This is a genomic window from Mycobacterium parmense, assembly GCF_010730575.1.
Classification (GTDB): Bacteria; Actinomycetota; Actinomycetes; order Mycobacteriales; family Mycobacteriaceae; genus Mycobacterium; species Mycobacterium parmense.
The window spans coordinates 3,941,464-3,968,362 of record NZ_AP022614.1 but is presented as its reverse complement, the minus strand read 5'-3'; the positions used below and the strand labels follow the sequence as shown (position 1 = coordinate 3,968,362).

General features: G+C 68.1%; 25 protein-coding genes. 17 read left to right on the top strand and 8 right to left on the bottom strand.

Features of this window, described 5'->3' with window-relative positions:
* Nucleotides 1–20: 20 nt before the first annotated feature.
* Nucleotides 21–635: a TetR/AcrR family transcriptional regulator gene (locus G6N48_RS18345; RefSeq protein WP_085268602.1), complete on the bottom strand. Its 615-nt coding sequence runs from the start codon at nucleotides 633–635 to the stop codon at nucleotides 21–23.
* 132 nt (nucleotides 636–767) lie between these two features.
* Here G6N48_RS18345 and G6N48_RS18340 point away from each other — a divergent pair, with 132 nt between their 5' ends.
* A complete protein-coding gene (locus tag G6N48_RS18340) occupies nucleotides 768–2,093 on the top strand; it encodes a cytochrome P450 (protein WP_085268603.1) in 1,326 nt (441 codons plus the stop codon).
* Between the two features lie 230 nt (nucleotides 2,094–2,323).
* Here the strand turns inward: G6N48_RS18340 and msrA are convergent, their stop codons facing one another.
* Nucleotides 2,324–2,839, bottom strand: a complete 516-nt coding sequence (msrA, locus tag G6N48_RS18335; RefSeq protein ID WP_085268604.1) for a peptide-methionine (S)-S-oxide reductase MsrA — start codon at nucleotides 2,837–2,839, stop codon at nucleotides 2,324–2,326.
* 87 nt (nucleotides 2,840–2,926) lie between these two features.
* On the opposite strand from msrA, the gene G6N48_RS18330 reads away from it, so the two are divergent.
* The 3 genes from G6N48_RS18330 (at nucleotide 2,927) to G6N48_RS18320 (ending at nucleotide 4,933) form a co-directional block, all read left to right on the top strand.
* On the top strand, nucleotides 2,927–3,430 hold the full coding sequence (locus G6N48_RS18330) for a nuclear transport factor 2 family protein (protein WP_085268605.1): 504 nt from the start codon (nucleotides 2,927–2,929) through the stop codon (nucleotides 3,428–3,430).
* Nucleotides 3,427–4,452 (top strand): NAD-dependent epimerase/dehydratase family protein, encoded by a 1,026-nt coding sequence (locus G6N48_RS18325; protein ID WP_085268606.1) that lies wholly within the window; start codon nucleotides 3,427–3,429, stop codon nucleotides 4,450–4,452. Before G6N48_RS18330 ends, G6N48_RS18325 begins: the two co-directional genes overlap by 4 nt.
* A 100-nt stretch (nucleotides 4,453–4,552) precedes the next feature.
* The gene (locus G6N48_RS18320; RefSeq protein ID WP_085268607.1) at nucleotides 4,553–4,933 is read left to right on the top strand and encodes a DUF427 domain-containing protein; all 381 of its coding nucleotides are present in this window, start codon (nucleotides 4,553–4,555) and stop codon (nucleotides 4,931–4,933) included.
* On the opposite strand, the gene G6N48_RS18315 is transcribed toward G6N48_RS18320, so the two are convergent.
* Complete coding sequence (locus tag G6N48_RS18315) at nucleotides 4,922–5,329, bottom strand: nuclear transport factor 2 family protein (protein ID WP_085268608.1); 408 nt, start codon at nucleotides 5,327–5,329, stop codon at nucleotides 4,922–4,924. The genes G6N48_RS18320 and G6N48_RS18315 overlap by 12 nt on opposite strands.
* 59 nt (nucleotides 5,330–5,388) lie before the next feature.
* On the opposite strand from G6N48_RS18315, the gene G6N48_RS18310 reads away from it, so the two are divergent.
* Together G6N48_RS18310 and G6N48_RS18305 are read left to right on the top strand one after the other, a co-directional pair.
* Nucleotides 5,389–6,300 (top strand): DNA-3-methyladenine glycosylase family protein, encoded by a 912-nt coding sequence (locus G6N48_RS18310; RefSeq protein ID WP_085268682.1) that lies wholly within the window; start codon nucleotides 5,389–5,391, stop codon nucleotides 6,298–6,300.
* A 92-nt stretch (nucleotides 6,301–6,392) separates the two neighbouring features.
* Nucleotides 6,393–6,941, top strand: a complete 549-nt coding sequence (locus tag G6N48_RS18305) for a Dps family protein (RefSeq protein ID WP_085268609.1) — start codon at nucleotides 6,393–6,395, stop codon at nucleotides 6,939–6,941.
* Between the two features lie 39 nt (nucleotides 6,942–6,980).
* On the opposite strand, the gene G6N48_RS18300 is transcribed toward G6N48_RS18305, so the two are convergent.
* A complete protein-coding gene (locus tag G6N48_RS18300; RefSeq protein WP_085268683.1) occupies nucleotides 6,981–8,984 on the bottom strand; it encodes a chloride channel protein in 2,004 nt (667 codons plus the stop codon).
* Nucleotides 8,985–9,201: 217 nt separating this feature from the next.
* Here G6N48_RS18300 and G6N48_RS18295 point away from each other — a divergent pair, with 217 nt between their 5' ends.
* From G6N48_RS18295 to G6N48_RS18255, 9 genes are all read left to right on the top strand, one after another.
* Nucleotides 9,202–10,179, top strand: coding sequence for a pirin family protein (locus tag G6N48_RS18295; RefSeq protein ID WP_085268610.1), 978 nt, complete (start codon nucleotides 9,202–9,204; stop codon nucleotides 10,177–10,179).
* 2 nt (nucleotides 10,180–10,181) lie between these two features.
* On the top strand, nucleotides 10,182–10,817 hold the full coding sequence (locus tag G6N48_RS18290; protein WP_085268611.1) for a TetR/AcrR family transcriptional regulator: 636 nt from the start codon (nucleotides 10,182–10,184) through the stop codon (nucleotides 10,815–10,817).
* Nucleotides 10,818–10,900: 83 nt separating this feature from the next.
* Entirely contained in the window at nucleotides 10,901–11,845 is a 945-nt protein-coding gene (locus G6N48_RS18285; protein ID WP_085268612.1) for a class I SAM-dependent methyltransferase, read from the top strand.
* Nucleotides 11,846–11,872: 27 nt separating this feature from the next.
* A complete protein-coding gene (locus tag G6N48_RS18280; RefSeq protein WP_085268613.1) occupies nucleotides 11,873–12,814 on the top strand; it encodes a class I SAM-dependent methyltransferase in 942 nt (313 codons plus the stop codon).
* Nucleotides 12,815–13,741, top strand: coding sequence for an SAM-dependent methyltransferase (locus G6N48_RS18275; protein ID WP_085268614.1), 927 nt, complete (start codon nucleotides 12,815–12,817; stop codon nucleotides 13,739–13,741).
* A gap of 110 nt (nucleotides 13,742–13,851) precedes the next feature.
* Nucleotides 13,852–15,417 (top strand): LCP family protein, encoded by a 1,566-nt coding sequence (locus G6N48_RS18270; RefSeq protein ID WP_085268615.1) that lies wholly within the window; start codon nucleotides 13,852–13,854, stop codon nucleotides 15,415–15,417.
* 181 nt (nucleotides 15,418–15,598) lie between these two features.
* Nucleotides 15,599–17,032, top strand: coding sequence for an aldehyde dehydrogenase family protein (locus G6N48_RS18265; protein ID WP_085268616.1), 1,434 nt, complete (start codon nucleotides 15,599–15,601; stop codon nucleotides 17,030–17,032).
* Nucleotides 17,033–17,119: 87 nt separating this feature from the next.
* Nucleotides 17,120–17,980, top strand: a complete 861-nt coding sequence (locus G6N48_RS18260) for an SDR family oxidoreductase (RefSeq protein WP_085268617.1) — start codon at nucleotides 17,120–17,122, stop codon at nucleotides 17,978–17,980.
* A 5-nt stretch (nucleotides 17,981–17,985) separates the two neighbouring features.
* Nucleotides 17,986–18,951, top strand: coding sequence for an NADPH:quinone oxidoreductase family protein (locus G6N48_RS18255; protein WP_085268618.1), 966 nt, complete (start codon nucleotides 17,986–17,988; stop codon nucleotides 18,949–18,951).
* Nucleotides 18,952–18,954: 3 nt separating this feature from the next.
* Here G6N48_RS18255 and G6N48_RS18250 read toward each other — a convergent pair whose 3' ends face one another.
* The 4 genes from G6N48_RS18250 to G6N48_RS18235 all read right to left on the bottom strand — a co-directional run bounded on the left by G6N48_RS18250 (nucleotide 18,955) and on the right by G6N48_RS18235 (nucleotide 24,986).
* Nucleotides 18,955–20,754 (bottom strand): PE-PPE domain-containing protein, encoded by a 1,800-nt coding sequence (locus tag G6N48_RS18250; protein WP_085268619.1) that lies wholly within the window; start codon nucleotides 20,752–20,754, stop codon nucleotides 18,955–18,957.
* Nucleotides 20,755–20,935: 181 nt separating this feature from the next.
* Nucleotides 20,936–22,693, bottom strand: coding sequence for a PE-PPE domain-containing protein (locus G6N48_RS18245; protein ID WP_085268620.1), 1,758 nt, complete (start codon nucleotides 22,691–22,693; stop codon nucleotides 20,936–20,938).
* Nucleotides 22,694–22,954: 261 nt separating this feature from the next.
* Entirely contained in the window at nucleotides 22,955–23,773 is an 819-nt protein-coding gene (locus G6N48_RS18240) for a tyrosine-protein phosphatase (protein WP_085268621.1), read from the bottom strand.
* Complete coding sequence (locus G6N48_RS18235) at nucleotides 23,766–24,986, bottom strand: acyl-CoA dehydrogenase family protein (protein WP_163670979.1); 1,221 nt, start codon at nucleotides 24,984–24,986, stop codon at nucleotides 23,766–23,768. Before G6N48_RS18235 ends, G6N48_RS18240 begins: the two co-directional genes overlap by 8 nt.
* 107 nt (nucleotides 24,987–25,093) lie before the next feature.
* Between G6N48_RS18235 and G6N48_RS18230 the strand changes: the two genes are divergently transcribed.
* A complete protein-coding gene (locus tag G6N48_RS18230) occupies nucleotides 25,094–25,555 on the top strand; it encodes a nuclear transport factor 2 family protein (protein WP_085268623.1) in 462 nt (153 codons plus the stop codon).
* Between the two features lie 255 nt (nucleotides 25,556–25,810).
* A complete protein-coding gene (locus G6N48_RS18225) occupies nucleotides 25,811–26,896 on the top strand; it encodes a Re/Si-specific NAD(P)(+) transhydrogenase subunit alpha (RefSeq protein WP_085268624.1) in 1,086 nt (361 codons plus the stop codon).
* Nucleotides 26,897–26,899 lie beyond the last annotated feature (3 nt).

Here is a 26,899-nt window from a genome sequence, read left to right as displayed (position 1 = left end):
GGTGAGGGTTCGCGCCGAGCCTAATGGGGCAACCGCGGGCCCAACAGGGCCTCGGACGCGTCGACCGCCGGCTCGAAGATTGCACGGACGGGCGTGCCGTCCTCGACCGCGAGCGCAGTGAGCTCCCGTAGGCCCCCGAGCAGCACCACGGCCAGGGGCGGCGTCAGCCGGGGAAGGCCCGCCCGGCGGAATCCCGGGCTGGAGCTCAGGTCGATCAGCAGGCCGGACAGCAGTTGCAGACCGCGGCGCTGGACCGGGCGGGCGACGGCGCCGAGCGAGGGAAGCTCCCGGATCCAGCTCAGGGTGATGGCCGGGCGGGCCTCGATGTGTCCGACGTAGGCCTCGACCGCCTGACGAATCTGCGCCTGCCAGTCGGCGGCCGTGTCGACCGCTGCGGCGATCTCGTCGCCGAGCCTTTCGACGTCCGTTTGCAGGAGCTCCAGAAAGCATTCCTCCTTGCTGGCGAACTGGTCGTAGAACGTGCGCTTGGAGGTGTGGGCGTTGCGGACGACGTCGGCGACCGTGCTGGCGCGGTAGCCGCGCTCGGTGATGGACAAGGCGAGCCCGTCGAGCAGGCGGAGGCGAAACGGGTCGTGGTGGACAGCCGCCTCGCCGGCGGTCACCGCTGATGTCAAAGCCGGCGCCCCTTTCGGTGAGTGCGGCACCTTGTCAGGTTTGGTACCCCAGAGTACCGTACGGGGGTGAAGGTCGCGGTACGTTGTAGTACCACCCCGGTTGCGGGGCGAGATGTTGGGAGCAGCGCCGCCATGAGCGAAGTAGTCACCGCACCCCCGGAGCCCACCGCCGTCCGGTTGCCTCCGGCAGCTCGAATCCCGAAGCTGGTGCAGGGCATAGGGTTTGCGTTGTCGCGTCGGCGCATGATGGAATATCTGGCGCGCCGTCACGGCGAGGTCTTCAGCTTGGACCTGCCGATCTATGGCCCCGCCGTGGTGGTCAGTGACCCGCAGCTGGCCAAGCAGGTTTTCACCACCAGCCCCGACATCTTGGGCAACATTCAGCCCAACCTGAGCCGTTTGTTCGGTACGGGCTCGGTCTTCGCCCTCGACGGGGAGGCGCACCGCCAGCGACGGCGGCTGCTGGCGCCGCCGTTCCACGGCAAGAGCATGAAGAACTACGAGGCGATCATCGAAGAGGAGACCCTACGCGAGATCGCCGGTTGGCCGCAGGGCCGGCCGATCGCGACGCTGCCGTCGATGATGCGCATCACGCTCAACGCCATATTGCGCGCCGTCTTCGGGGCCGAGGGCGCCGAACTCGACGAGCTGCGCCGGCTCATCCCGCCGTGGGTCACCCTGGGCTCGCGGATGGCGACGATGCCGAAACCCAAACGCAGCTACGGCCGTTACACGCCGTGGGGCCGGCTCGAAGAGTGGCGCCGCCGCTACGACGTGGTCATCGGCAAGCTCATCGACGCCGAGCGGGCGGATCCCGACTTCGCCGACCGGACCGATGTGCTGGCGCTGATGCTGCGCAGTACCTACGACGACGGATCGGCGATGTCGCGCAAGGACATCGGCGACGAGCTGTTGACGCTGCTGGCCGCCGGCCACGAAACCACGGCGTCTACGTTGGCGTGGGCATTCGAGCGGCTCACCCGGCATCCGGAGGTGTTGACCGCCCTAGTCGAGGAGGCCGACAGCGGCGGCCAAGAGCTGCGCCAGGCAACGATCCTGGAGGTCCAGCGGGCCAGGACGGTCATCGACTTCGCCGGGCGCCACGTCTACCCGCAGCTGTTCGCCCTCGGCGACTGGGTAATTCCCCGCGGGCACTCGATCCTGGTCGGAATCGCCCAGATACACCGGCGTCCCGACGTTTTCCCCGATCCGGAGCGTTTCGACCCGCAGCGCTACGTAGGCACCAAGCCGTCCTTTTTCGCGTGGATCCCATTCGGGGGCGGCACCCGGCGCTGCGTGGGCGCCGCCTTCGCCAATATGGAGATGGACGTGGTGCTACGAACGGTGCTGCGTCAGTTCACCATCGAGACGACGTCGGCTCCCGGTGAGCGGTGGCACGGGCGGGGTGTGGCCTTCACGCCCAAAGACGGCGGCCGCGTGGTGGTCCACCGGCGCTGAACGCATGGCGTCAGCGATGGCCGTCACCGCGACCACGTCGCGGTCGAACACGGTCGTCGACCCCCGCTCGGGGCGGGATGCCGTCATCGCGATCCTCGCACGCATCCCACACGGTGGGTTGAGGCGGCATGAGCCCGAAGCTCTTGTCGATGTCGCTGCCGAAATCCTCGTGCCTGCAAAAAGGGTGATGGTCCACAGCGGCGCTGCAGAAAACGGCGCGAGCGCAGGACCTACTGGCCGGCGGTCGCCCGCCGGGGAAGCTTCCAATCGGGCCGGATGTAGTGGCACGTATAGCCGTTGGGATAGCGCTGCAGGTAGTCCTGATGCTCGGGCTCGGCCTCCCAGAAATCACCGGCCGGGCTGACCTCGGTCACGACCTTGCCCGGCCACAGGCCGGACGCCTCGACGTCGGCGATGGTGTCGAGCGCGACCCGCTTCTGCTCGTCGTCGAGGTAGAAGATGGCCGAGCGGTAACTGGTCCCGCGGTCGTTGCCCTGCCGGTTCCTGGTTGTGGGGTCGTGAATCTGGAAGAAGAACTCCAGCATCGTGCGGTAATCGGTGACCGAAGGGTCGTAGACGATCTCGATGGCCTCGGCATGGGTGCCGTGGTTGCGGTAGGTCGCGTTCTTCACGTCGCCGCCCGTGTACCCGACCCGCGTCGCGATGACGCCGGGCTGCTTGCGGACGAGGTCCTGCATGCCCCAGAAGCAGCCGCCGGCCAGAATCGCTTTTTCGGTGGTTGTCATTGCATGCCTTCCTTGTCGGCCACGACGCGGGCGCAATCAATCCCCAGGCTACACTCCGCCGATGGGCTGCAACGGTGCCGCAAAATCATGAGCACGCCAAAGTTCTCCCGTAGCGAATTGGCTGCCGCTTTCGACAAATTCGAGGCGACCGTCGACCAGGCGGCGCGGTCGCGGGACTGGGACGCCTGGATCGAGCACTACACGCCGGACGTCGAATACGTCGAGCACGCGGCGGGCACCATGCACGGCCGCGACGAGGTTCGCGAGTGGATCAAGCGGACCATGACGACGTTCCCGGGCAGCCACATGGTGGCTTTCCCGTCGCTGTGGTCGGTGATCGACGAGTCGACCGGGCGGGTCATCTGCGAGCTGGACAACCCCATGAAGGATCCCGGGGACGGCAGCGTCGTCACCGCGACGAACATCTCCATCATCACCTACGCCGGCGACGGCCTGTGGTCACGACAGGAGGACATCTACAACCCGCTGCGCTTCTTGCGGGCCGCCAAGAAGTGGTGCCGCAAGGCGCAGGCGCTGGGCACCCTCGACGACGACGCCGCCGATTGGATGCGGCAGAACGGAGGGTCATGAGCACGAAACCCAAGCTGGTCGTCGGCGCCAACGGATTTCTGGGTTCGCATGTCACCCGCCAGCTCGTCGCCGACGGCGAAGAGGTACGCGCGATGGTGCGCGAAGGCGCGAACACCCGAGCCATCGACGATCTCGCGCTGACACGGTTTCACGGGGATGTGTTCGACACCGCCACCCTCACCGCGGCGATGGACGGGGTCGACGACGTCTACTACTGCGTCGTCGACACCCGTGCCTGGCTGCGCGATCCCGCGCCGCTGTTCCGCACCAACGTCGAAGGGCTGCGCAACGTCCTCGACGTCGCCGTGCAGCAGCCCGGCCTGCGCCGGTTCGTCTTCACCAGCACCTACGCGACGGTGGGCCGCCGGCACGGCCACGTGGCGACCGAAGAGGACATCATCGACCCGCACGGACTCACGCCCTACGTCCAATCCCGGGTCCAGGCCGAAGATTTGGTGATGCGGTATGTCGCCGAGGCGGGGCTGCCCGCCGTCGCGATGTGCGTCTCGACGACGTACGGCAGCGGCGACTGGGGAGGCACGCCGCACGGTGCCTTCATCGCCGGCGCGGTCTTCGGCAAGCTGCCCTTCCTGATGAACGGTATTGCGCTCGAGGTCGTCGGAGTCGACGACGCCGCGCGGGCCATGATCCTGGCCGCCGAGCGGGGCCGCGTCGGGGAGCGCTATCTGATCTCCGAGCGGATGATCGCGCTGAACGACGTCGTGCGGATCGCCGCCGACGAGGCCGGCGTGCCACCGCCGCGGCGATCCATCTCGGTCCCGACGCTCTACGCCATGGCCGCCCTCGGCACCTTGAGGGCCAAGCTGACCGGAAAGGACGCCGAGCTCAGCCTCGCGTCGGTGCGCATGATGCGCGCCGAGGCCGACGTCGACAGCAGCAAGGCCAAGCGGGAGTTGGGCTGGGAGCCGCGCCCGGTCGAGGAGTCTATCCGCGAGGCGGCCCGATTCTGGGCGGCCATGCGCACGGGCACGAAGAAGAGCACCACCGCGTCGCCGGAGTAGCCGGGGACGTCCGGGGCGCCCTGACCGGTTCGCGATGACGGGAAGTCTCGGCGGCCGCACGGTGTTGCAACCGTAATCCGCAGCACAGGAGGAATCTGTCATGAGCCACCCGGAAATCAAGGAACCCAGCGCCGGGCACCCGATCACGATCGAGCCGACCGAAGGGCGGGTCCAGGTCCGCGTCAACGGCGAGCTCGTCGCCGACACGACCGCGGCGTTGCAATTACGGGAGGCGACTCTGCCTGTCGTGCAATACATTCCGATGAGCGACGTGGTGCAGGAGCGGCTGACGGCCACCGACACCACCACGTACTGTCCGTTCAAGGGCGAGGCCAGCTACTACAGCGTCACCACCTCGGCCGGTGACACCGTGGACGACGTGATCTGGACTTACGAGAAACCCTATCCGGCCGTGGCGGCCATCGGCGGCCATGTCGCCTTCTACCCGGACCGGGCCGAGATCCTCGTATCAGCCCAGTAGGAGTTCCGCCCCCGGAAGCGCTCGCTCGAGGGCGCGGGTGTCGCTGTAGAGGCGCATCGAGGCGATGAGCCCGTCGCGCGTCTCGAAGATGCACACGAACGGGCTGTCGTAGGCGGCGCCGTCGGTGGTGGTGCCGGCGGCCTGCGCCTCGACGACCACCGTGCTGCCCTCGTTGACGCAGCCGATCAGGTCCACTGTCACCTCGAGCAACTCCTTGCGCCGTTCGATCGAACGCCGCAGCGTGTGTTTGTCGGAGGTGGTCCGGGTGGCCAGCGTCCAGTAGGTGAAGTCGTCGCTGAGCAGCGAGAAACCCTCGTCCAGGTCGCCGCCCTCGGCGGCGCACTGCAGGAACATCCAGGCCAGTTCGCCGTGCGGGGCATCGAACGGCGTCGTCACACGCCAATATTGACCTGGTACGCAGTTGGCGGTCAATCAGGGTGAGTCGGGGCGAACCGGTGGAGTACACACGCACAGTCACGTTCCCGGGGGCGGTCAGCTTCCGGCACACCCTCGCGCCGCTGCGCCGCGGCCCCGGCGACCCGTGCTTCCAGCTGCTCGGTGACGGAGCGATCTGGCGCACCAGCCTGCTGCCCAGCGGGCCCGTCACGGCCCGCATCACCCGCGAATCCGCGACCGCCGCCCACGGGGTGGCCTGGGGCGACGGTGCCGCGGAGTTCCTCGAGATGTTGCCGGCGATGCTCGGGCGCTACGACGACGCCTCGGATTTCGTCGCACTGCACCCGGTGGTGGCCGACGCGCACCGGCGCGTCGGACATCTGCGCCTGGGCCGCACCGGTCTGGTGCTGGAGGCGCTGATTCCCGCGATCATCGAGCAGCGGGTGCCCGGCGCAGACGCATTCCGCTCCTGGCGCGTGCTGGTGTCCAAGTACGGGACACCCGCGCCGGGCCCGGCGCCCGCCCGGATGCGGGTGCCGCCGTCGGCCGAACAGTGGCGCCACATCCCGTCGTGGGAGTTCCACCGCGCCAACGTCGACCCCAGGCGGGCGCAGACGATCGTGGGTTGTGCGCGGCGGGCGGATTCGCTTCAGCGGCTGGTAACGCGGACCGCCGCGCAGGCCCGTGCGGCGTTGACGTCGCTGACGGGGGTGGGCGAGTGGACCGCCGCCGAGACGGCGCAGCGGGCGTTCGGCGACGCCGACGCGCTGTCCGTCGGTGACTACCACGTCCCGAAGATGGTGGGGTGGACGTTGCTGGGGCACCCGGTCGACGACGCCGGCATGCTCGAGCTCCTCGAACCGATGCGACCGCACCGCCACCGCGTGGTCCGCCTGCTCGAGGCGAGCGGTTTGGCATACGAACCGCGTCGCGGCGCACGGCTGCCGGTGCAGCGGATTGATTCGCTGTGAGCTCGACTACCCGGGCGCGGGCCAACGATTACGGGCCGGCGAGCCGGGGTATGCGCCCCTGGTCAAGATAGTTATGAAATCAGGAGTGATCGATGACGCAGTTCACTATTCCCGGATTGACCGACAAGCAGGGGGCGCGGCTTGCTGAACTGCTGCAACGGCAACTGAGCACCTACAACGACCTGCACCTCACGCTCAAGCATGTGCACTGGAACGTGGTGGGGCCCAACTTCATTGGTGTGCACGAGATGATCGACCCGCAGGTCGACGCCGTGCGCGGGTTCGCCGACGACGTGGCCGAGCGGATCGCGGCGCTGGGCGCCTCACCGGAAGGCACCCCGGGCGCGATCATCAGGGACCGGACCTGGGATGACTACTCCGTCGGCCGGGATTGCGTGCAATCCCATCTGGCTGCGCTGGACCTCGTCTACACCGGTGTGATCGAGGACATCCGCAAGGCCATCGATGAGACGGACGAACTCGACCAGGTCACCCAGGACCTGTTGATCGGGCAGGCCGGCCAGCTGGAGAAGTTCCAGTGGTTCGTGCGTGCGCACCTGGAGAGCTCGGGCGGCCAACTGACGCACCAGGGCTCGACCACGGAGAAGGACGCGGCGAGCAGCGCGCGCGCCAATCCGTGATCCGGTTCTGAGCACAGAGCAACTCCGGCGCCTCGGTCACTAAGACCGGGGCGCCGGATTTTGTTCTCCTGAACCGTTTTTGGGGACCAAGATGTTGATCCGGTCACCCGCGGCCAGCCGCACCGAGGCGTCGGCGTCGACGAGTTGCCGGTTGTGGACGATCGACACGGGAATGTGCCCGGCCGGCCAGTCGAGTTCGCTGACGGCGCGGCCGACGGCGGCGGAGTCGGTGGCGAGCGTGTGTTCGACGATGCAATACCCGGTCAGTTGGCTGCGCGGATCGTGTTGCGCGTCCGCGCTTTGTGGGTTGGCCCACTCGGCGGCTTCGCGGCCCGCGGCGATGTCGGGGACGGCATCGGTGAAGCGTGCGCCGACCGTGCGCAAGACGTTCTGGTTGGTCAGCCAACCCTGAACCCGCCGGGCCTCGGTGTCGATAACCGGCAATCCGTCGCGGCCGTAGAGGACCAGTTGGCGCAGCGCCTGGGCGAGGCTGTCATTGGCGAACAGCGCCTGGGGCTCGCGGACGCGGGTGACGGGGCCCAGCAGGGGCGTCCAGTCGCGGTCTGCGTCGGCCACCGGATGGTTCAGGTCGAGCGGGGCCGGGAACTGGTGCATGGCGTCGGCGGCGGTCAGTTCGGCGAACGCGTGGGTGGGCGTGGGACGGTCGATGTCGATCCCGCGGCGCAGCAACTTGGTGGTGTAGATGGTGCCGTAGGAGATCCCGCGCGACACGGTCGTGCCGACGGCGACGGCGAGCATGACGGGCAGGGTGAGGGTGAAGTCGCCCGTCATCTCGACCGTGCTGGCCAGCGCCGTCAGCGGCGCCCGCGCGGCGGAGGCGAACACGGCACCCATGCCGACGACGGCGTACAGCGCTGGCTCACCGACCGCCGGGCCGATCAGGTGATGAGCCAACACGCCGAAGGCCATGCCGGAGGTGGCCCCGATGAACAGCGACGGCGCGAACACGCCGCCCGAACCACCGATGCCGATGGTCAGGCTGCAGGCCAGCATCTTGCCCACGGCCAGGATCAGCAGGAACCACATGGCGTAGTGGCCCGCGAAGGTGGCGTACATGACCGGGTAGCCCACCCCGTACAGCTGAGGCACCGCGAGCAGCAGCAGGCCGAGCACGAGGCCCCCGACGGCCGGTCGCGCCCATTCGGGACGGTCGCCCCAGATCCGGTCGCAGAAATCCTCCGTCGAGTACAGGACGTTCTTGAACAGGATCCCGATCAGGCCCGCCACCGCGGCGAGGAGGGCCACCAGCAGGTAGTTGGCGATGTGGTCGAGCTCGATGCCGGCCGGGAGTTGGGTGAGGAACGGCGCCGAACCGAAGAAGACCCGGGAGATCACGTCGGCAACCATCGCGGACAGCATGATCGTGAAGACGGCCTCGACGGACAACTCCCGCAGGATCAGTTCGACGGCGAAGAACACCCCGGTGATGGGGGCGTTGAACGTGGCCGAGATGCCGCCGGCGGCGCCGCAGGCCACCAGGACGCGCAGCCGGTTTTCCGGCATCCGCACCCACTGGCCGAGGCTGGAGGCCAGGGCCGCCCCGATCTGCACGATCGGCCCCTCCCGGCCCACCGAGCCGCCGGTCCCGATGCACAGCGCCGAGGCCAGCGCTTTGACCACCGTGACCTGCGGGCGGATGCGGCCCCCGTTCTCGGCGACGGCGATCATGACTTCCGGCACGCCGTGCCCCCGAGCCTCGCGGGCGAACCGGGAGATCAGCGGCCCGTAGAGCAATCCGCCGACGACCGGGATCACCACGAAGAAGCCGATGCCCAGCCACGGCAGGTGGTCGCTGCCCACCCATCCCTGCTGGCCGAACTCGTCTTTGCCGGTCGCCAGCCAGGTGAAACCGAAGATCAAATACCGGAACGCCGCGGCCCCGAGCCCCGCGCCGACACCGACCACGATCGCCACGCCGAACAAGCCGAGCCGGTTGGCACGCAGCCAGCCGGCCGTCTGCGCCACCGCGACGGACACCGCCCGCCGCGACCGCGTGGCTCCTGGGGCCTTCTCCTGTTGCATCCGCGTCACCTTCCGCCGCCACCTGTGCGGCGGCGTCTTCGAATATCTCAGCATCGGGGATGCCGGCGCGAATCTTCACCCCGGCAAATGTTGCATGACCAAACAGTTCTTGTGGTTACACATATCCGGGAACGGCCGTCGGCTAACCCCTCAACCACGAGGGAATATCCGGACCGCAGTCCGGTTATATGGATGACTGTTGAGCAAGGAGATCCACATGCCGGCCGTGACCGCAAACACACTGTTACTGCCGCGGGTCAGTCCCGCGGGCCCTGCCGACACCGAGCGTCCGGTCGTGTCGATCACGACGGGGCCGCGCGGTTATGAGGGCGAGGGATTCCCGGTCGTCCGGGCCTTCGCGGGCGTGCCTACCGCCGCCCTCGACCCCTTTGTGCACATGGACCAGATGGGTGAGGTCGAGTACCAGCCCGGCGAGCCCCGGGGCACCGACTGGCACCCACACCGCGGCTTCGAAACGGTCACCTACATGATCGACGGGAAGTTCGCGCACCAGGACTCCCACGGCGGCGGCGGCCTCATCAACGACGGCGCCACGCAGTGGATGACGGCCGGTTCGGGCATCCTGCACATCGAGACCCCCCCGGCCGAGCTGGTGGACAGCGGCGGGACGTTCCACGGCATCCAGCTGTGGGTGAACCTGCCCAAGAAAGACAAGTTCGCCCCACCCCGCTATCAGGCGATCGAAGGCGGCGACGTCAGGTTGCTGGCCTCCGACGACGGTGGCGCGCTGCTCCGAATCATCGCGGGTGAGATCGACGGTCATCGTGGACCGGGGGTGACGCACACGCCGATCACGCTGGCGCACGCGACGGTCGAGGCCGGGGCCCGTCTCGGGATCCCGTGGCGACGCGACTTCAACGCGCTGGTCTACGTGCTCTCCGGGAGCGGCACCGTCGGCCCCGCCGCTCACCCGATTCGCCAGGCCCAACTGGCGGTGCTGGGTGCGGGCGACCGGATAACGCTCAACGGCCCGGCCACCCGGGATTCGGCCGGCGCCTTCGAGGTATTGATCCTCGGCGGTCAACCCATTCGCGAGCCGGTATTCCACTACGGTCCTTTCGTGATGAACTCCCGCGCCGAATTGATTGAGGCGCTCGAGGACTATCAAGCGGGAAAGTTCGGCAGCATTCCTCCGAATGCACTAATGCCGCACCGTGGCGGTGGCACACTTTAGTAATGTCGCCCACGGCGAATCGCAGGCCCGGCCGCCCACCTGCCGCCAAGGCGGATGACACCCGACAGCGCATTGTGCAGGCGGCGCGGCTGGTGTTCAGCGAACGCGGCTACGACGGCGCGACATTCCAGGCGATCGCCGCCCGGGCCGACCTGACCAGACCGGCCATCAATCACTACTTTTCCAGTAAGCGCGTCCTGTATCGGGAGGTTCTGGATCGGACCAACGACCTGGTGATCGGCGAAGGCATTCGCCAGGCGTCGCACGAAACCACCCTGGTGGCGCGTCTGACAGCGTTCATCTCCGCCGCCGTCCGCGCGAATTCGGAAAACCCGGCGGGATCGGCGTTTCTGATCAGCGGTGTATTGGAGTCGCAGCGCCACCCGGAATTGAGCGGAATGCAAAACGACTCGATAATACTCAGTCGCGAATTCCTCGCCGGCCTGGTCAATGACGCGGTCGAGCGTCGCGAGCTTGCGCCCGATATCGACGTCGCCGCGCTGGTCGAGACGTTGCTGATCGTCCTTTGCGGCGTGGGCTTTTATGCCGGCTACGTCCGGACCTACGCGGAGATGCTCGCCATCACCGACGTGCTGCGGCAGCTCCTGGAAGGCGCGCTCTGGCATCCTGAGGCCTGATCCGCCCGGTCGCGACTGCGCGCAGTGACGTGGCCCACAAAGCGTATAGTTTGCCTAACTTACGCGCGTAACATGGTCGTGTCATGACTGATCTCAGTGACCCTCCCTCGCCATCGTCGTTGCGGACCTCGGGTGATTCCTGGGCGATCACCGAGCTGGTCGGAGCCACCGCCCTGGGCGTCGCCGCCGCGAGGGCGGCCGAGACGGCCGGGACCAGCCCGCTGATCCGCGACGAATTCGCAAGCGTCCTGGTGTCGTCCGCCGGTCCGGCCTGGGCACGGCTGGCCGATCCCGAGGTGGGCTGGCTGGACGGCGACGAGCACGGGCAGCGCGCGCACCGGCTGGGCATCGACTACCAGGCGGTGCGCACCCACTTCTTCGACGAGTACTTCGCCGATGCCATCCGCGACGGTCTCCGCCAGGCCGTGATCCTCGCCGCCGGTCTCGACGCGCGGGCCTACCGGCTGAGCTGGGCGCCCGACAGCGTGGTGTACGAGATTGACCAGCCCAAAGTCCTGGAATACAAGACCGCGACGTTGCAGTCGCACGGCGCGGTTCCCGCCGCGCACCGGCGCACGGTCCCGGCGGACCTGCGCGACGACTGGCCGGCCGCCCTGATTGCCGCCGGATTCGACCGGACCCAGCCGACCGCGTGGCTTGCCGAGGGCCTGCTGCCGTACCTGCCCAGCGACGCGCAGGACCGGCTGTTCGAGATGTTCACCGCCCTGAGTGCCCCGGGCAGCCAGGTCGCCATCGAGGTCTTCGGGATGAACTCGAGCAGCAACAACCAGCGGTGGGCCCGCATGCGGGCGCGCCTCGGCCTCGACGTGAATGTTCAGGCGCTCACCTTCCACGAGCCCGACCGTTCCGACGCGGCGCAGTGGCTGACCGAACACGGCTGGCGGGTGCGTGCGACCAACAATCGCGACGAGATGGCCCGCCTGGGCCGTCCGGTGCCCGAAGACCTCTCCGAAGACGCCGTGCGCAGCACCCTGCTGCGTGCGCGCCTCGACCAACCAAGTGCCTAGCCGAAGTCAGGACCAAGGAGCAACCCGATGAGTTCACTGCGCACCCACGACGACACCTGGGACATCAAGACCAGTGTCGGCAGCACCGCGGTGATGGTGGCCGCGGCCCGCGCCGTCGAAACCGAACGTCCGGACGCCCTCATCCGCGATCCCTACGCCAAGCTGCTGGTCAGCAACGCCGGCGCCAATGTGCTCTGGGAGTCCATGCTCGACCCGGACGTCACGGCCAAGGTCGAGGCCCTGGACGCCGAATCGGCCGCCCAGCTCGAGCACATGCGCGGCTACCAGGCGGTGCGGACGCACTTCTTCGACGCGTACTTCGCCGATGCCGTCGCGGCCGGGATCCGGCAGGTCGTCATCCTGGCGTCGGGCCTGGACTCGCGGGCCTACCGGCTGGACTGGCCGGCCGGAACCACGGTGTACGAGATCGACCAGCCTCAGGTGCTGGACTACAAGTCCGCGACCCTGGCGGGCAACGGCGCGACGCCGTCCGCCGACCGGCGCGAGGTGGCCATCGACCTGCGCCAGGACTGGCCTGCCGCGCTCAAAGCCGCCGGCTTCGACCCGGCCAAGCCGACCGCCTGGCTGGCCGAGGGTCTGCTGATGTACCTGCCCGCGGAGGCTCAGGACCGGCTGTTCACCCAGATCAGCGAGCTGAGCGCGCCCGGCAGCCGGGTGTCGGCGGAGACCGCGCCCTCCCACGCCGAGGAGCGGCGGCAGCAGATGCGCGAGCGGTTCAAGAAAGTGGCCGACGAGCTCGGCCTCGAGGAGACCGTCGACGTCGGCGAGCTGATGTACCGCGACGAGCACCGGGCCGACGTCACCGAGTGGCTCAACGAGCATGGCTGGCGCGCCCGCGCCCAGGCGTCGACCGACGAGATGCGCCGGCTGGGCCGCTGGATCGACAACGTGCCGCTGGCCGACGACAAGGACGCGTTCTCCGACTTCGTCATCGGTGAGCGTCTGTAGATGGCGCGCAGCCTGGACGACTCCTGGGACATCGCGACCAGCGTCGGTGCGACCGCGGTGATGGTCGCCCTGGCGCGCGCCCGCGAGACCGCGGCCGCGGAGCCGCTGATTCGGGATCCGTTCGCCGAACCGCTGGTCTCCACGCCCGAGCTCGCGGGCGTGCGCGAGCAGGTGGCCGCGTGGTGGGCGGGCCCCGACGAAGAAGACGATCCGGCCCTGGCGGTCGACGCCCAGAACATGGTCGACTACCAGGCGGTACGCACGCACTTCTTCGACGCGTACTTCGACGGGGCCACCCAAGCCGGCATCCGGCAGGTGGTGATCCTGGCCGCCGGGCTCGACTCGCGCGCCTACCGACTGCCCTGGCCCGACGGCACCGTCGTCTACGAGATCGACCTGCCCAAGGTGCTCGAGTACAAGGCCCACACGCTCGCCGGCCACGGCGCGAAGCCGATCGCCGACCGCCGGCCGGTGCCCGTCGACCTGCGCCACGACTGGCCCAGGGCCCTGCGCGACGCCGGATTCGACGAGGCCTCTCCCGCCGCCTGGCTCGCCGAGGGATTGCTGCCGTTCCTGCCGGCGGCCGCCCAGGAGGCCATGTTCGCCTCGATCGACACGCTGAGCGCGCCGGGCAGCCGCGTGGCCGTCGAGATATTCGGGGTCGACGCCCAGAAGCGCCAGGAGGCCCAGCAGCGGTGGCTCGAGTTGAAGGCCAAACGCGAAGCGCGCGGCCAGGACACCTCGTTCAACCCGTTCGACCTGTGGTTCGACGACGACGGCCGCCCGGACTGCGCCGACTGGTTCGGCGGACACGGCTGGCGCACCGAGACCGTGAGCGCCCGGGCAGAGGCGCTGCGACTGGGCCGTGCGCCGCAATCGGAGGACCGGCCGTTCGCCAACAGCTTCGTGACTGCCGCCAAGTCCTGACCGGGGGTCGTTCGCGCCTCTCGTGAGTCGCCGGGCGCCGCATTCATCCGCGGCTCGCGGTTGTGGCTACCGGGAATTCGCTGGTCGGTCCGGAACAATGGTCAGTCGTTATGAGCAGCGGCGAATTCGGAGAATCGCGCCGCTGGGTGCTGTTAAAAGGGCGGCTGATCGCAAGTCTGGCTTCGGCTCTCATCATGGCTGTGACGGGAGTCGGGTGGACGGGCCTGCACACCGCGATGGGCAAGATCATCATCTCGCATGCTTTGCCGGGTGTGGCGACGTCATCGGGCGCCGACCAGAACATTCTTTTGATGGGCTTGGACAGTCGGTTGGATCAGAATGGCCATCCATTACCTTCTGACGTCTATGAGGCGCTCCATGCCGGCGACGAAAGCTCGGGGGGGTACAACGCGAACGTCCTGATCGTCGTTCACATTTCGGGCGGTCATGGCGCGATCACCGCGGTGTCGATTCCCCGCGACGATTACGTCGAGTTGGCGGGCTGTCCGGGGTCGGTGTGCAAGGGCAAAGTCAAGCAGGCATACGGACTCGCCTATCAGCAGTCGCTGGAGTCGCAGGCGAACGGCAATTCGGACGCAGCGGGCGCAACCGACCTCGCCGCTCGCGAGCAAGCCGCCCGCGAGGCCGGCCGCAAAGCCGAAATCGGCACCGTGAATGAGCTGCTGGGGATTTCGGTCGATCATTTCGTCGAGGTCACCTTGGGCGCGTTCTTTCAAATCGCGAAGGTCGTGGAGCCGATCACGGTGTGCCTCAACGGGGACACGGTGGACAGCTATTCGGGCGCGGATTTCCATGAAGGGGTCCAGCGGATCGATGCCGCGCAGGCGATGGCCTTCGTGCGGCAACGGCGCGACGAGAACGACGGATCTTTCACCGATTTCGACCGGACTCGCCGGCAGCAGGCGTTTCTGGTCTCGTTGTTGAAGGCGGTTCGTGACGGCGGTGCTCTGTCCAGCTTCGGTAGGCTGCGCAGCCTGCTTCAGGTCGTCCGCGACAACATCGCGGTCGACGCCGGTCTGAATCTCGTCGATCTCTCGGCGCAGGCCTCCGAACTCAATGACAGACCGGTGTCCTTCTACACCCTTCCGATCTCCGAGTTCGGCCACGACGCTAACGGGTCCGACGTCAATCTCGTCGATCTCCCAGCCATCCGCCGGATCGTCGCCGAGCGCTTCTCATCGGACACGCCGGCCGCGCCGGATGCGGTGACCTCGGTGCCTCAACCACCGCCCGAGCTGTCCGAACCCGTGGTCCTCGACGTCGTCAACGCCACCCCACACGACGGATTGGCCGCGGCGATCGAGGCCGCCTTCGCCGGGCGTGGTTTCACCCGGGGCACCGCCACCACGGCCGCGCACCCGGAAGAAGACAGCCTCATCGAATATGGCCGCGGCGCTTCCGATGGTGCGCAGCTCCTGGCCGACCAACTGCACGTGCCCGTGACCGCAACGGACACGGTGGCGCCGGGAACCGTGCGGCTGACGGTTGGAACGCGGGCTTCCGCAGAGGGCTATCTCGCACATTACGGATCCTCATCCGAGCGGTCGGGGCCGGGCCGGGTGACCGCGGTGGCCGCGACCGGCACCGGTGCTCAGGCTCCGGCGCCGACCGACCTCAGTCAGATGACGGCCGCGAGCATTCCCTGCGTCAAATAACCGTCGACCCCCCGCATCGCCACCGGCACGCGTGCACGACGATCTCCCGGACACCCCGGTAACAGGTGGATCCGCCCGATCTTTTCTACTGCTCTCCCAACCGGATGGTTAGGATCGCGGTTATCACCGATGAGCGGTCGCCCGCAACGCCGTGGGCAACTCTGCTCGGGAAGGGACAACGATGACCACCGAATCGGTTGCACCGAAGACATCCGCACCCGCGACCCCCGTACCGGAGCTCCGGCCGGTCGACATTCCTTCGACGGTGGCCCGGCTCCGCAAAACCTTTGCCACGGGGCGCACCCGCGACGTCGCCTGGCGCAAACATCAGTTGCTGCAGCTGCAGAAGTTGATGGAGGAGAACGAAGACGCGATCGCCGCGGCGCTGGTCGAGGACCTGGACCGCAACCCGTTCGAGGCGTACATCGCCGACGTCGCCACGACCGTCGGCGAGGCCAAGTACGCGGCCAAGCGGGTGCGCAGGTGGACCCGACGCCGGTACCAACTGCTGGAGATGCCGCAGCTGCCGGGCCGCGGCTGGGTCCAGTACGAGCCCTACGGCACGGTCCTGATCATCGGAGCCTGGAACTACCCGTTCTACCTGACCCTGGGTCCCGCGGTCGGCGCGATCGCCGCCGGAAACACCGTCATCCTCAAGCCGTCGGAGATCGCCGCCGCGTCCTCGCGCCTGATGGCCCAGCTGGTGCCCCGCTATCTCGACAACGACGCGATCGTGGTGATCGAGGGCGACGGCGCGGTGAGCCAGGAGCTGATCGCGCAGGCACTGGACCGGGTGATGTTCACCGGTGGCACCGAGATCGGCCGCAAGGTCTACGAGGGGGCGGCGCCGCACCTGACGCCGTGCACGCTCGAACTCGGCGGCAAGAGCCCGGTGATCGTCGCGGCCGACGCCGACGTCGACGTCGCCGCCAAGCGGATCGCCTGGATGAAGCTGCTCAACGGCGGTCAGACCTGCGTCGCGCCCGACTATGTACTCGCCGACGCCAAGATCCGCGACGAGCTCGTCGACAAGATCGGCGCGGCCATCACCAAGTTTCGTTCCAAGGACCCGCAGGCGGGCATGCGCGTGGTCAACCAGCGGCAGTTCGACCGGATCAGTGGTTACCTCTCGGGCGGCGACGGCAAGGTCACCGTGGGCGGCGGCTGTGACGCGTCGAGCATGCGGATCCAACCAACCGTGGTCGTCGACCCGGATCCGGACGGACCGCTGATGCGAAACGAGATCTTCGGCCCGGTGCTGCCGGTGGTCACCGTCCAATCCCTGGACGACGCAATACGTTTCGTCAACTCGCGACCCAAGCCGCTGTCGGCCTACCTGTTCACCAAGAATCGCGCGACCCGTGAGCGGGTGATCCAGGAGGTGCCGGCCGGCGGCATGCTGGTCAACCACATCGCCTTTCAGGTATCGACGGCCAAGCTGCCGTTCGGCGGGGTCGGCGCCTCGGGCATGGGCGCCTACCACGGGCGCTACGGCTTCGAGGAGTTCAGCCACCGCAAGTCGGTGCTGACCAAGCCGACCCGGCCCGACCTGTCGAGCTTCATCTACCCGCCCTACACCGAACGGGCGTTCAAGATGGCGCGCAAGCTGTTCTGAGACCGCGTAGCTGCTGGCGGCCGTCCCGGCCGTCCCCTATAGCATCTAGTCCCGAACAGCCCGGACCTTGACAGGAGAGAGAGCCCGATGCCCGGAGTGCAGGATCGCGTCATCGTCGTCACCGGAGCCGGCGGGGGACTGGGCCGTGAATACGCCCTGACCCTCGCCCGGGAAGGCGCCAGCGTCGTCGTCAACGACCTCGGTGGAGCCCGCGACGGCACCGGTGCCGGCTCGGCCATGGCGGATCAGGTGGTCGCCGAGATCAAGGAGGCCGGTGGCCGGGCGGTCGCCAACTACGACAGCGTGGCCGAGGCCGAGGGCGCCGAGAACATCATCAAAACTGCGCTCGACGAGTTCGGCGCCGTCCACGGTGTGGTGAGCAACGCCGGCATCCTGCGCGACGGCACCTTTCACAAGATGTCGTTCGAGAACTGGGACGCCGTGCTCAAGGTGCACCTTTACGGCGGCTACAACGTGGTCCGGGCCGCGTGGCCGCACTTCCGCGAGCAGAGCTACGGCAGGGTCGTGGTCGCCACCTCCACCAGCGGACTGTTCGGCAACTTCGGCCAGGCCAACTACGGTGCGGCCAAGCTGGGCCTGGTCGGCCTGATCAACACGCTGGCCCAGGAAGGCGCCAAGTACAACATCCACGCCAACGCCGTCGCGCCGATCGCGGCCACCCGGATGACCGAGGACATCCTGCCGCCCGAAGTTCTCGAGAAGCTCACACCCGAGTACGTCGCGCCGGTGGTTGCCTACCTGTGCACCGAGGAAAACCCGGACAGCGCCGCCGTTTACGTCGTGGGCGGCGGCAAGGTGCAGCGGGTCGCGCTGTTCCAGAACGAGGGCGCCAATTTCGAGAAGCCGCCGTCGGTGCAGGACATCGCCGACCACTGGGGCGAGATCGACGATCTCTCGAACGCGCAAAGGGCTGCGTTCAAGCTGTAATCGCCATGAAAGCCTGTGTGGTACAACGGCTGTCGGGCCCGTCCGGCATGGTGTACACCGACATCGACGACGTCGTCAGCGACGGGAACGTCGTCATCGACGTCCGGGCCGCCGGGGTCTGCTTTCCGGACCTGTTGCTGAGCAAGGGCGAGTATCAGCTGAAGCTGCCGCCGCCGTTCGTCCCCGGCATGGAAGCCGCGGGCGTGGTTCGTTCGGCGCCAGCAGGCTCGGGTTTCAAAGTGGGCGAACGGGTTTCCGCATTCGGCATCCTGGGCGCCTACGCCGAGAGGGTGGCCGTGCCGGCGGCCAACGTGATCCGCAGCCCGGCCGGGCTCGACGACGCCGAAGCCGTGTCGCTGCTGGTGAACTACAACACCATGTATTTCGCGCTCGCCCGCCGCGCGGCGATGCGCCCGGGTGACACGGTCCTGGTGCTCGGCGCCGCCGGCGGGGTGGGCACCGCCGCGATCCAGGTCGCCAAGGCGATGGGCGCGAAGAAGGTGCTGGGCGTGGTGCACCGCGAGGCGGCGGCCGACTACGTCGCCTCGCTGGGCGCCGACCTGGTGTTGCCGTTGTCCGGCAACTGGGCCGAGCTGGCGCGGGAGTACACCGGCGGTCGGGGCGTGGACATCGTCGTCGATCCCATCGGCGGGCCGGCGTTCGACGACGCCGTGCGGGTGCTGGCGATCGACGGCAAGCTGCTGGTGATCGGCTTCGCCGCGGGCAGCATCCCCACGGTGAAGGTGAACCGGCTGCTGCTGCGCAACGTCAGCGTGATGGGCGTCGCGTGGGGCGAATACCTCAACAAGGTGCCCGGCTCGGCGGCCCTGTTCTCCTGGGGGCTGGGCCAATTGGTCTTCCTGGGCCTCAAACCACCTCCGCCGCAACGCTATCCGCTGTCAGAGGCCCCTGCCGCATTGCAGAGCCTGGCCGACGGCGGCGTGCTCGGCAAGGTCGTCCTCGAGCCGTAGGGATCAGTCCTGTGTCGCCGGCGCGGTCCACGCGCCGACAATCGTCTGCGCCGCGTGCTGAATGACCCGGACTTCGAACCCGCCGAACAGGGTGAACAGCGCAGTGTCCGCGGCGGGCGGCGCGCCCAGCGCGTACTCCAGTCCGCCCACCAGGTCTCCGTTGATGACGTCCTTCACGCCGTCCAGGAACAGGTTCAGGTCATAGGACGGGACCGTGACCACGATCGCGGTGGCGACGTCGGCCGTCGGGAGGAGCGTCGCGTAGGCCGCCGACGCGGAGGTCACGGCGCCGTTGGTGAGATAGCTGTTGGCCGCCTGGAAGCTCGCGATCAAGTTCTGCGGTGAGGGCAGCGCCGGCGACAGCGTCGGGAGCAGGCTCGGCGCACCGCTTCCCATCGATCCCGTGATCGACGCCAGGCTCGGCAACGGCAGGACCGGTGGGGACCCTGACAGGGAGGCGACATCGCTCGCGAAGGCGCCGATGCCTTGCTGGGTTCCGGTGGCCAGGGCGCCGAGGACGGCGCCGGGCGTGACCGGGGGGATCACTCCGAAGGGAGTGGGCACATTCGGTGGGCCCGGCGACCATCCCTGGGTGGTGCTGCCGTAGCCCAAGTCGACGACGACCCGTAGATCGGGTTGCAGCAGGTCCGCGATCGGGTTGCCGATCACCGGGATGGCTCGGACGGGATCCAGCAGCGGCAGATTCTGGGTGGGCAGGATGTAGTACTGGGTCAGGGGGGTGCCGACCGTGTTCGTCAACTGAATCGCATTGAGGATCTGGTCGCTACTGAAAAACGGATAGGTGCCGTGCAATTCGATGATGCCCAGGAACGCGTTCAGATCGGATACGAAGTTCAACGGGTATTGCGGGAAGTCGGCGAAGCCGTCGTATTCGATCGTGTAGATGTGGGTCGGGAAGGAGTTGTCCGGAGTCGCGGTGCCGAACGTGAAGCCCAGGCTCTGCAGGCTCAGGGTCGGAAAGCGGGCGAGCAGGCCGCCGTTTGGATTGCTCACATCACCGACGAGCGTGATGTTCAGGTTCACCCCGGAAGGCAGCAGGCTGCCCCCGGGCGTGTTGGTGGGGTTGAGGGCGTGCATCTCCATCGACACGATGGCCGCGCTCTGTGAATAGCCGAAGATGTTGATGGTGTTGGCAGTGCCGCCCAGGGTGGCGTACTGCTGGATCGCGTTGTCCAGGATCGTGAGGCCGCGCGCCGCCGAGATGTCGAAGGTCAGGTCCTTGATCCCGGTGAGGGGATACAGGCCCTCCGGCGTGCTGATGCCGATGTTGGTGCCCGCCCCGAAGAAAGGGTTGATGTACAGGGGTGGGATGCCCTGGATGTACTCCGGCGGCGGAATGGGCAGACCGCTGGCGCCCAGGACCAGGGTGTAGACGGGGTCACCGGGCGCCACCGCCGGGGCCGCGACCGCTACGCCGGTTCGCACTGTGGACACGGCCGGGGCGACGTTGCCGCCCAATAGCGCCAGTGTGTCGGTTTGCAAGGCGCCCAACGCCTTTGACGCCGAGGCCTCCGCGCCCGCGTAGGCGTTTCCGGCGGCGGACAGCGCAGTGGCGAACTGTTCTTGGAAGGTGGTCGCCCGCCGCAGCAGCGCCTGGTACGCCGTGCCGTACTCGCCGAAGAACGCCGCGGTGACCGCCGAGACCTCGTCCTGGGCCGCGACGGCCACACTGGTGGTCGGGCCTGCGGCGGCGGCCCTGGCCGAGGTGATCGCCGAACTGATCTGCGACGCGTCCGCCGCGGCCGCTGCGAGCATGTGTGGCTGGGTGAGCAAGCCCGTCATGGGTCCGTTCCTTCGCGGTCAGACAGCAGAGCCGGCAACCTGGAGGACCCATCGCCGTGAAGCCGGCGAAAGTTAGCTTAAGTCAAAGCCGTGCTTGTCGCCTAGTCCGCGACGAAGCCACTCCGCCGGCCGAATATGTTGCGGCGCCTGACTTCAGTCCGGCCGCCGGACGTCAGCCCGATCAGAAGGGCCCCGGGTTAGGGTTGCCGGTCACGATCGTGTCCAGCGCATTCTCGATGTTGATCAGTTCGAAGCCGCCCGCGAGGGTGGTCAGGCCGACGTTGGCCGCGATCGGGTCACCGAACGCGTTGATGAGTCCGCCGACCGGATCACCGTTGATGGCCTGGCTGATTCCACTGAGGAACAGGTTGACGTCGTACGACGGCAGCGAGACCACCACGGCCGTCGCGATGTCGGCCGTGGGAAGCAGCGTCGCGTAAGCGGTGGTGACGTCGGTGGTCAGGGTGCCGACGATGTTGGTGTTCGCCGACTGGATGCCCGAGATGAGGCCGGTGAGGGTGGATTGGATCGACGCAGGGCTGGTGAGCGCGAGCGCGCCGGTTCCCGCCGCGCCACCACTGAGCGCGCCGGTGAGGCTCGACAGCGTGAGGTTGGGCAGCGAGAAGCTGGGCAGCGCGGTCGGCACCATGGCCGAGATGTCGTTCGCGAAGGCGCTGACGCCCGCCTGGGTTCCGCTGACCAGCGCGGGTCCCAGGGCCAGGGTGTCGGCCAGCGGCGGCAGGAAGCCGAACGGGGTCTGGATGTTGGCCGGGCCCGTCGAGAACCCGTAGGCCGGGTTGCCGTAGCCCCAGTTGACCAGCGCGGTGAGGTCCGGCTGCACCAGGTCGGCCAGGGGGTTGCCCACGACCGGGATCAGGCGCAGCGGGTCCAGGATCGGCAGGTTCGCCGTCGGGATCATCACGTAGTTGGTCATGCTGCCGACGGTGCCCAGGCCTGCCGAACCCGGCAGGAGGAAACCCGAGGCAAGCTGCGCCGCCGAGAGGGTCGGGTAGGTGCCGTGCACGAAGACGATGCCCGCGAGCGCGTTGATGTCGGAGAAGATGTCGATCGGGTACTGCGGGAAGTCGGCGAACCCGTCGTACTCGAGGGTGTAGATGGTCGTGTTGAACAGGTCGGCCGGGGTGGAGGTGCCGAAGGTGACGCCCAGGCTGGGCAGGCTCAGACCCGGGAAGCGGGCGAACAGGCCGCCGTTGGGGGCGCTGGGGTCACCCAGCAAGGTGAAGAAGATCTGGCTCGGGGTGTAGCCGTGCGCTGCGAGTATCGGCATCTCCATGGAGGCGACGATCGAGCTCTGCGAGTAACCCAGAACGGAGATCGGGCCGCCGAAGTTCGTGAACTGCTGGGTGATGGCGTTGTTGAGCTCGGTGACGTCGCGGGCCAGCGAGATGTCGAGCGTCAGGTCCTTGACGCCGGTGAACGGGTACAGGCCCTCGGCCGTGGACACCGGAGTGTTCATAGTGGTCATGAATTGAGTCAGGTAACGGCCCACCACATTGGATATGTAGGTCGATGACGGCGTGGCCGTGCCGCTCCCCGTCATGATCAAGTTGGCGGTGACGGCGATCGAGTTGGGTGTCGGCGGGGTGTACGTGCCGAACACCGGGTTGGCCAGCGGCGCGATCCCGAGCGCGCTCTGCGCCTCGACTTCGGCTGCCGTGTAGGCGTTTCCGGCCGCGGCCAGGGCCGCGGTGAACTGCTCCTGGAACAGGGTCGCCTGCTGCAACAGCGCCTGGTACTCCTGGCCGAATCCGCCGAAGAACGCGGCGGTCACCGTTGACACCTCGTCCTCGGCGGCGGCGACCAGGTTGGTCGTCGATCCGGCTGCGGCGGTCCTGGCCTGATTGATCACCGAATTGATCTGCGACACGTCGTCCGCGGCCGCAGTCAACAGTTGGGGTTGAGTGATCAAGGTTGTCATCGGCCATTTCCTTCGACGCCGGGGCTATTGAGTAACGCTGTCGACGACCATGAACCAATGACCCCCCGTCATCGCGGAGTCGACATTCAAGCAGAGTAGATCTAACTTGCCTGGCTGTCTGGCATTTGCGGTATTAGAGACCGCCGGTCTTGTGTGTCGTCAGCGGCGCCCGTTCGCTCGCCGCTCGATACCGGCCGCCGCCGCATCTTCGGCCGCGAAAGGCCTGCGCCGACAACCGGATACGCCCCCCGGGGCGTCGCCTCAGGCGAGCAGCGCCGCGCGCAGTCGCTGCACGTCGTTCTCGGAGATGCCCGCGTCGCGCAGGTAGCCGTCCAGCGAGCCGAACCGCTCGTCGATCGTCTGGCGCGCGGCGGCGAGGTACTCCGCGCGGACGCCGAGGACCCCGTCGGAGAGCCGGGCCTCGGTGAAGGTCGCCACCTCCGGGGTCAGCTCGGTGTCCGAGCGCTGCTCGATCATCTCCGAGATCCGCTCGCGCAGCTCGGGCACGGCGTCGTTGCTGCGCAAGAAATCGGCGACGATGGTGTCGCGATCGATCCCGATGATCTCGAGCACCGTCGCCACCACGAAGCCGGTGCGGTCCTTGCCGGCGAAGCAGTGCGTCAGCACCGGACGCCCGGCGGCGAGCAGCGTGATGACCCGGCGCAGCGCGCGTTGGGCCCCGTTCCTGACGGGAAACTGCCGGTATTCGTCCACCATGAAGCGTGCGGCGACCTCGTCGATGGACTCGTCGGAGTCGTTGTCGGTCAGCATGCGCCGGAACGCGTGCTCGTGGGGCGCCGCGTCGTCACCCTGTTCGTCGTCGGCGAGGTCGGGGACGGGCAACAGGTGGATGTCGACGCCGTCGGGAACCCGTCCGGGCCCGCGCCGGGCGACCTCCCTGGCGGCGCGCAGATCGGCGACGTCGGTGATGCCCAGCTCGCGCAGGACGTCGCGGCCGTCGTCGTCCAAGCGGCTCAGCTCGCTGGACCGGAACAACCGACCCGGCCGCAACGCGGGTGCGCCGTCGGCGACGTCGCGAAAGTTCCAGGCGCCCGACAGTTCTCGGAGAGCCTCAGTCATGCGCGGTGACCGCCGCGGCGAGCGGAGACTTCTCCCGGCCGAGCTCGGCCCGCGCGATCGTGCGCATGTGCACCTCGTCGGGTCCGTCGAACAGCCGCATGGCCCGGTGCCAGGCGTACATCCGGGCCAGCACCGTGTCCTCGCTGACGCCGGCGGCCCCGTGCACCTGGATGGCGCGGTCGATCACGTTGCACGCCACCTGCGGGGCGACCGCCTTGATCTGCGAAACGAGCGTGTGGGCGGCCTTGTTCCCGTGCTGGTCGATGGTCCACGCGGCCTTCTCGCAGAGCAGCCGGGCCTGGTCGATCTCGTTGCGGGACTTGGCGATCGCCTCGCGGACCACGCCCTGCTCGGCCAGCGGGCGGCCGAACGCCACCCGCTTGGACGCCCGGTCCACCATCAGGGCCAGCGCCCGTTCGGAGCCGCCCAGCGCGCGCATGCAGTGGTGGATGCGGCCCGGCCCCAGGCGGGCCTGCGCGATCGCGAAGCCGCCGCCTTCCTCACCCAGCAGGTTGGTGGCGGGCACCCGGACGTTGTCGTAGACGATCTCGCAGTGCCCCGGCTGGTCCTGGAAGCCGAAGACCGTGGTCGAGCGGACCACCGTCACGCCCGGGGTGTCCATCGGGACCAGGACCATCGACTGCTGCTGGTGGCTGGCCGCCTCGGGGTTGGTGCGGCCCATCACGATGAGGATCTTGCAGCGCGGGTCCGCAGCGCCGGACGTCCACCACTTGCGGCCGTTGATCACGTAGTCGCCGCCGTCGCGGACGATGGACGTCTCGATGTTGCGCGCGTCGCTGCTGGCAACCGCGGGCTCGGTCATCGAGAAGCCGCTGCGGATCTCGCCGGCCAGCAACGGCTCGAGCCACTGCTTGCGCTGCTCCTCGGTGGCGAACAGGTGCAGCGTCTCCATGTTGCCGGTGTCGGGCGCCGCGCAGTTGAGCGCCTCGGGCGCGATTTCCAGGCTCCAGCCGGTGATCTCGGCCAGCGGAGCGTATTCCAGGTTGGTCAGGCCCGACTCCGCCGGCAAGAACAGGTTCCACAGGCCCTGGGCCCGGGCCTTGACCTTGAGTTCCTCGATGACGGGCGGGACCGTGTGGTCGTGCGGGCCGGCTTCGTCGCGATATTTGTCGTAGTCGGCCTCGGCCGGAAACACATACTCGGTCATGAAGTCGGAGAGCCGCTTGTGATAGTCGCTGGCTTTGGCCGACATCGCGAAGTCCATGTTCGCCACGATAGGACACGGGTCACAACCAAGACGACGGCAGCGGGAAAACCAGGGCTGGCGGGCGCCGCATGCGGCGAAGCAGGATATACGCCATGACCGACCCCCGCCCGCCCTTCCCGCCGTTCACATCGGAGACTGCCCTGGCGAAGGTTCAGGCGGCCGAGGACGCGTGGAACACCCGCGACCCCCACCGGGTCAGCTTGTCGTACACACCGGACTCGCACTGGCGCAATCGCGGCGAGCACATCGTCGGCCGCGAGGCCATCGTCGAGTTCCTGACCCGCAAATGGCGGCGCGAACTCGACTACGTGCTGCGAAAGAGCCTCTGGGACTTTCACGACAACCGAATCGCGGTGCGGTTCCAATATGAGTGCCGCGACACCAACGGCCAGTGGCATCGCAGTTACGGCAACGAGCTCTGGGAATTCACGCCCGACGGTCTGAACGCGCGGCGCGAGGCAAGCATCAACGACGTGCCGATCGACGAATCCGAACGGCGCTACTTCGGGCCCCGGCCGGAGTCAGAACGCGGCCTGGAGATCCCGCTCTGGTGATCCGGTTCGTCTATCGACGCACCACACAACGGTTTTTTGTGGCCCCACAACACCGTGACCGCTACTGCGGCGAGCCCGGATGGCGAAGCATCGAGCTGGGAAGCCGATCGCTCGCCGGCGGTCTCCCACCTCGGTGATCGCGCGTCCGTGGTGAAATCCGCCAGGCGTTAAGGTAGCGGGGCGTGCGGCCGAGTCAGCGGCATATGCGGAGAAACATTCAGCAGCAGATAAGTACGGAAAGTAGATAAACGCGCCATGACAAATGCGCAGACGACGGTAGGGGTGGTCGCCGAGTCGGGGGCCGACGAGCGGCGGGTCGCCCTGGTGCCCAAGGCGGTCGCGTCGCTGGTCAACAGCGGTGTGGCGGTAGTCATCGAGTCCGGCGCGGGCGACCGCGCGCTGCTGCCCGACGACCTCTACACCGGGGCCGGGGCCAGCGTCGGGGACGCCTGGGCCGCCGACATCGTCGTCAAGGTGGCACCGCCGACGGCCGCCGAGGTGACCCGCCTGCGCCGCGGGCAGACCCTGATCGGGTTCCTGGCGCCCCGCAACGCCGACAACTCGATCGGCGCGCTCACCGAGGCCGGCGTGCAGGCTTTCGCGCTGGAGGCGATCCCGCGCATCTCGCGCGCCCAGGTCATGGACGCATTGTCGTCACAGGCCAACGTGGCCGGTTACAAGGCGGTCCTGCTGGCGGCCTCGGAGTCGACCAGGTTCTTCCCGATGCTGACGACGGCGGCCGGCACCGTGAAGCCGGCCAGCGTGCTCGTGCTGGGGGTCGGTGTGGCCGGGCTGCAGGCCCTCGCGACCGCCAAGCGGCTGGGCGCGAAGACCACCGGCTACGACGTCCGTCCCGAGGTGGCCGACCAGGTCCGCTCGGTCGGCTCCCAGTGGCTGGACCTGGGCATCGACGCGGCCGGCGAGGGCGGCTACGCCCGCGAGCTCACCGACGAGGAGCGCGCGCAGCAGCAGAAGGCCCTGGAGGCGGCGATCGCCGGTTTCGACGTGGTGATCACCACGGCGCTGGTCCCCGGGCGGCCCGCGCCGCGCCTGGTGACCGCGTCCGCGGTGGAGTCGATGAAGCCCGGCAGCGTGGTGGTGGACATGGCCGGGGAGACCGGCGGCAACTGCGAGCTCACCGAGCCCGGGCAGACCGTGGTCAAGCACGGCGTCACCATCGCCTCACCGCTGAACCTGCCGGCGACCATGCCCGAGCACGCCAGCGAGCTCTACAGCAAGAACATCACCGCGCTGCTGGACCTGCTGCTCAAAGACGGCAAGCTGGCCCCGGACTTCGAGGACGAGGTCATCGCGGCATCCTGTGTGACGCGGGCCGGTTAGGGA

What these genes read in the sequence shown, in the direction of transcription:
- G6N48_RS18245 (WP_085268620.1), bottom strand. Translation starts at nt 22,693, where the DNA reads ATGACAACCTTGATCACTCAACCCCAACTGTTGACTGCGGCCGCGGAC.
- G6N48_RS18250 (WP_085268619.1), bottom strand. Translation starts at nt 20,754, where the DNA reads ATGACGGGCTTGCTCACCCAGCCACACATGCTCGCAGCGGCCGCGGCG.
- G6N48_RS18230 (WP_085268623.1), top strand. Translation starts at nt 25,094, where the DNA reads ATGACCGACCCCCGCCCGCCCTTCCCGCCGTTCACATCGGAGACTGCC.
- G6N48_RS18275 (WP_085268614.1), top strand. Translation starts at nt 12,815, where the DNA reads ATGGCGCGCAGCCTGGACGACTCCTGGGACATCGCGACCAGCGTCGGT.
- G6N48_RS18290 (WP_085268611.1), top strand. Translation starts at nt 10,182, where the DNA reads ATGTCGCCCACGGCGAATCGCAGGCCCGGCCGCCCACCTGCCGCCAAG.
- G6N48_RS18260 (WP_085268617.1), top strand. Translation starts at nt 17,120, where the DNA reads ATGCCCGGAGTGCAGGATCGCGTCATCGTCGTCACCGGAGCCGGCGGG.
- G6N48_RS18265 (WP_085268616.1), top strand. Translation starts at nt 15,599, where the DNA reads ATGACCACCGAATCGGTTGCACCGAAGACATCCGCACCCGCGACCCCC.
- G6N48_RS18235 (WP_163670979.1), bottom strand. Translation starts at nt 24,986, where the DNA reads ATGTCGGCCAAAGCCAGCGACTATCACAAGCGGCTCTCCGACTTCATG.
- G6N48_RS18225 (WP_085268624.1), top strand. Translation starts at nt 25,811, where the DNA reads ATGACAAATGCGCAGACGACGGTAGGGGTGGTCGCCGAGTCGGGGGCC.
- G6N48_RS18295 (WP_085268610.1), top strand. Translation starts at nt 9,202, where the DNA reads ATGCCGGCCGTGACCGCAAACACACTGTTACTGCCGCGGGTCAGTCCC.
- G6N48_RS18280 (WP_085268613.1), top strand. Translation starts at nt 11,873, where the DNA reads ATGAGTTCACTGCGCACCCACGACGACACCTGGGACATCAAGACCAGT.
- G6N48_RS18270 (WP_085268615.1), top strand. Translation starts at nt 13,852, where the DNA reads ATGAGCAGCGGCGAATTCGGAGAATCGCGCCGCTGGGTGCTGTTAAAA.
- G6N48_RS18255 (WP_085268618.1), top strand. Translation starts at nt 17,986, where the DNA reads ATGAAAGCCTGTGTGGTACAACGGCTGTCGGGCCCGTCCGGCATGGTG.
- G6N48_RS18240 (WP_085268621.1), bottom strand. Translation starts at nt 23,773, where the DNA reads ATGACTGAGGCTCTCCGAGAACTGTCGGGCGCCTGGAACTTTCGCGAC.
- G6N48_RS18340 (WP_085268603.1), top strand. Translation starts at nt 768, where the DNA reads ATGAGCGAAGTAGTCACCGCACCCCCGGAGCCCACCGCCGTCCGGTTG.
- msrA (WP_085268604.1), bottom strand. Translation starts at nt 2,839, where the DNA reads ATGACAACCACCGAAAAAGCGATTCTGGCCGGCGGCTGCTTCTGGGGC.
- G6N48_RS18325 (WP_085268606.1), top strand. Translation starts at nt 3,427, where the DNA reads ATGAGCACGAAACCCAAGCTGGTCGTCGGCGCCAACGGATTTCTGGGT.
- G6N48_RS18300 (WP_085268683.1), bottom strand. Translation starts at nt 8,984, where the DNA reads ATGCAACAGGAGAAGGCCCCAGGAGCCACGCGGTCGCGGCGGGCGGTG.
- G6N48_RS18285 (WP_085268612.1), top strand. Translation starts at nt 10,901, where the DNA reads ATGACTGATCTCAGTGACCCTCCCTCGCCATCGTCGTTGCGGACCTCG.
- G6N48_RS18305 (WP_085268609.1), top strand. Translation starts at nt 6,393, where the DNA reads ATGACGCAGTTCACTATTCCCGGATTGACCGACAAGCAGGGGGCGCGG.
- G6N48_RS18320 (WP_085268607.1), top strand. Translation starts at nt 4,553, where the DNA reads ATGAGCCACCCGGAAATCAAGGAACCCAGCGCCGGGCACCCGATCACG.
- G6N48_RS18330 (WP_085268605.1), top strand. Translation starts at nt 2,927, where the DNA reads ATGAGCACGCCAAAGTTCTCCCGTAGCGAATTGGCTGCCGCTTTCGAC.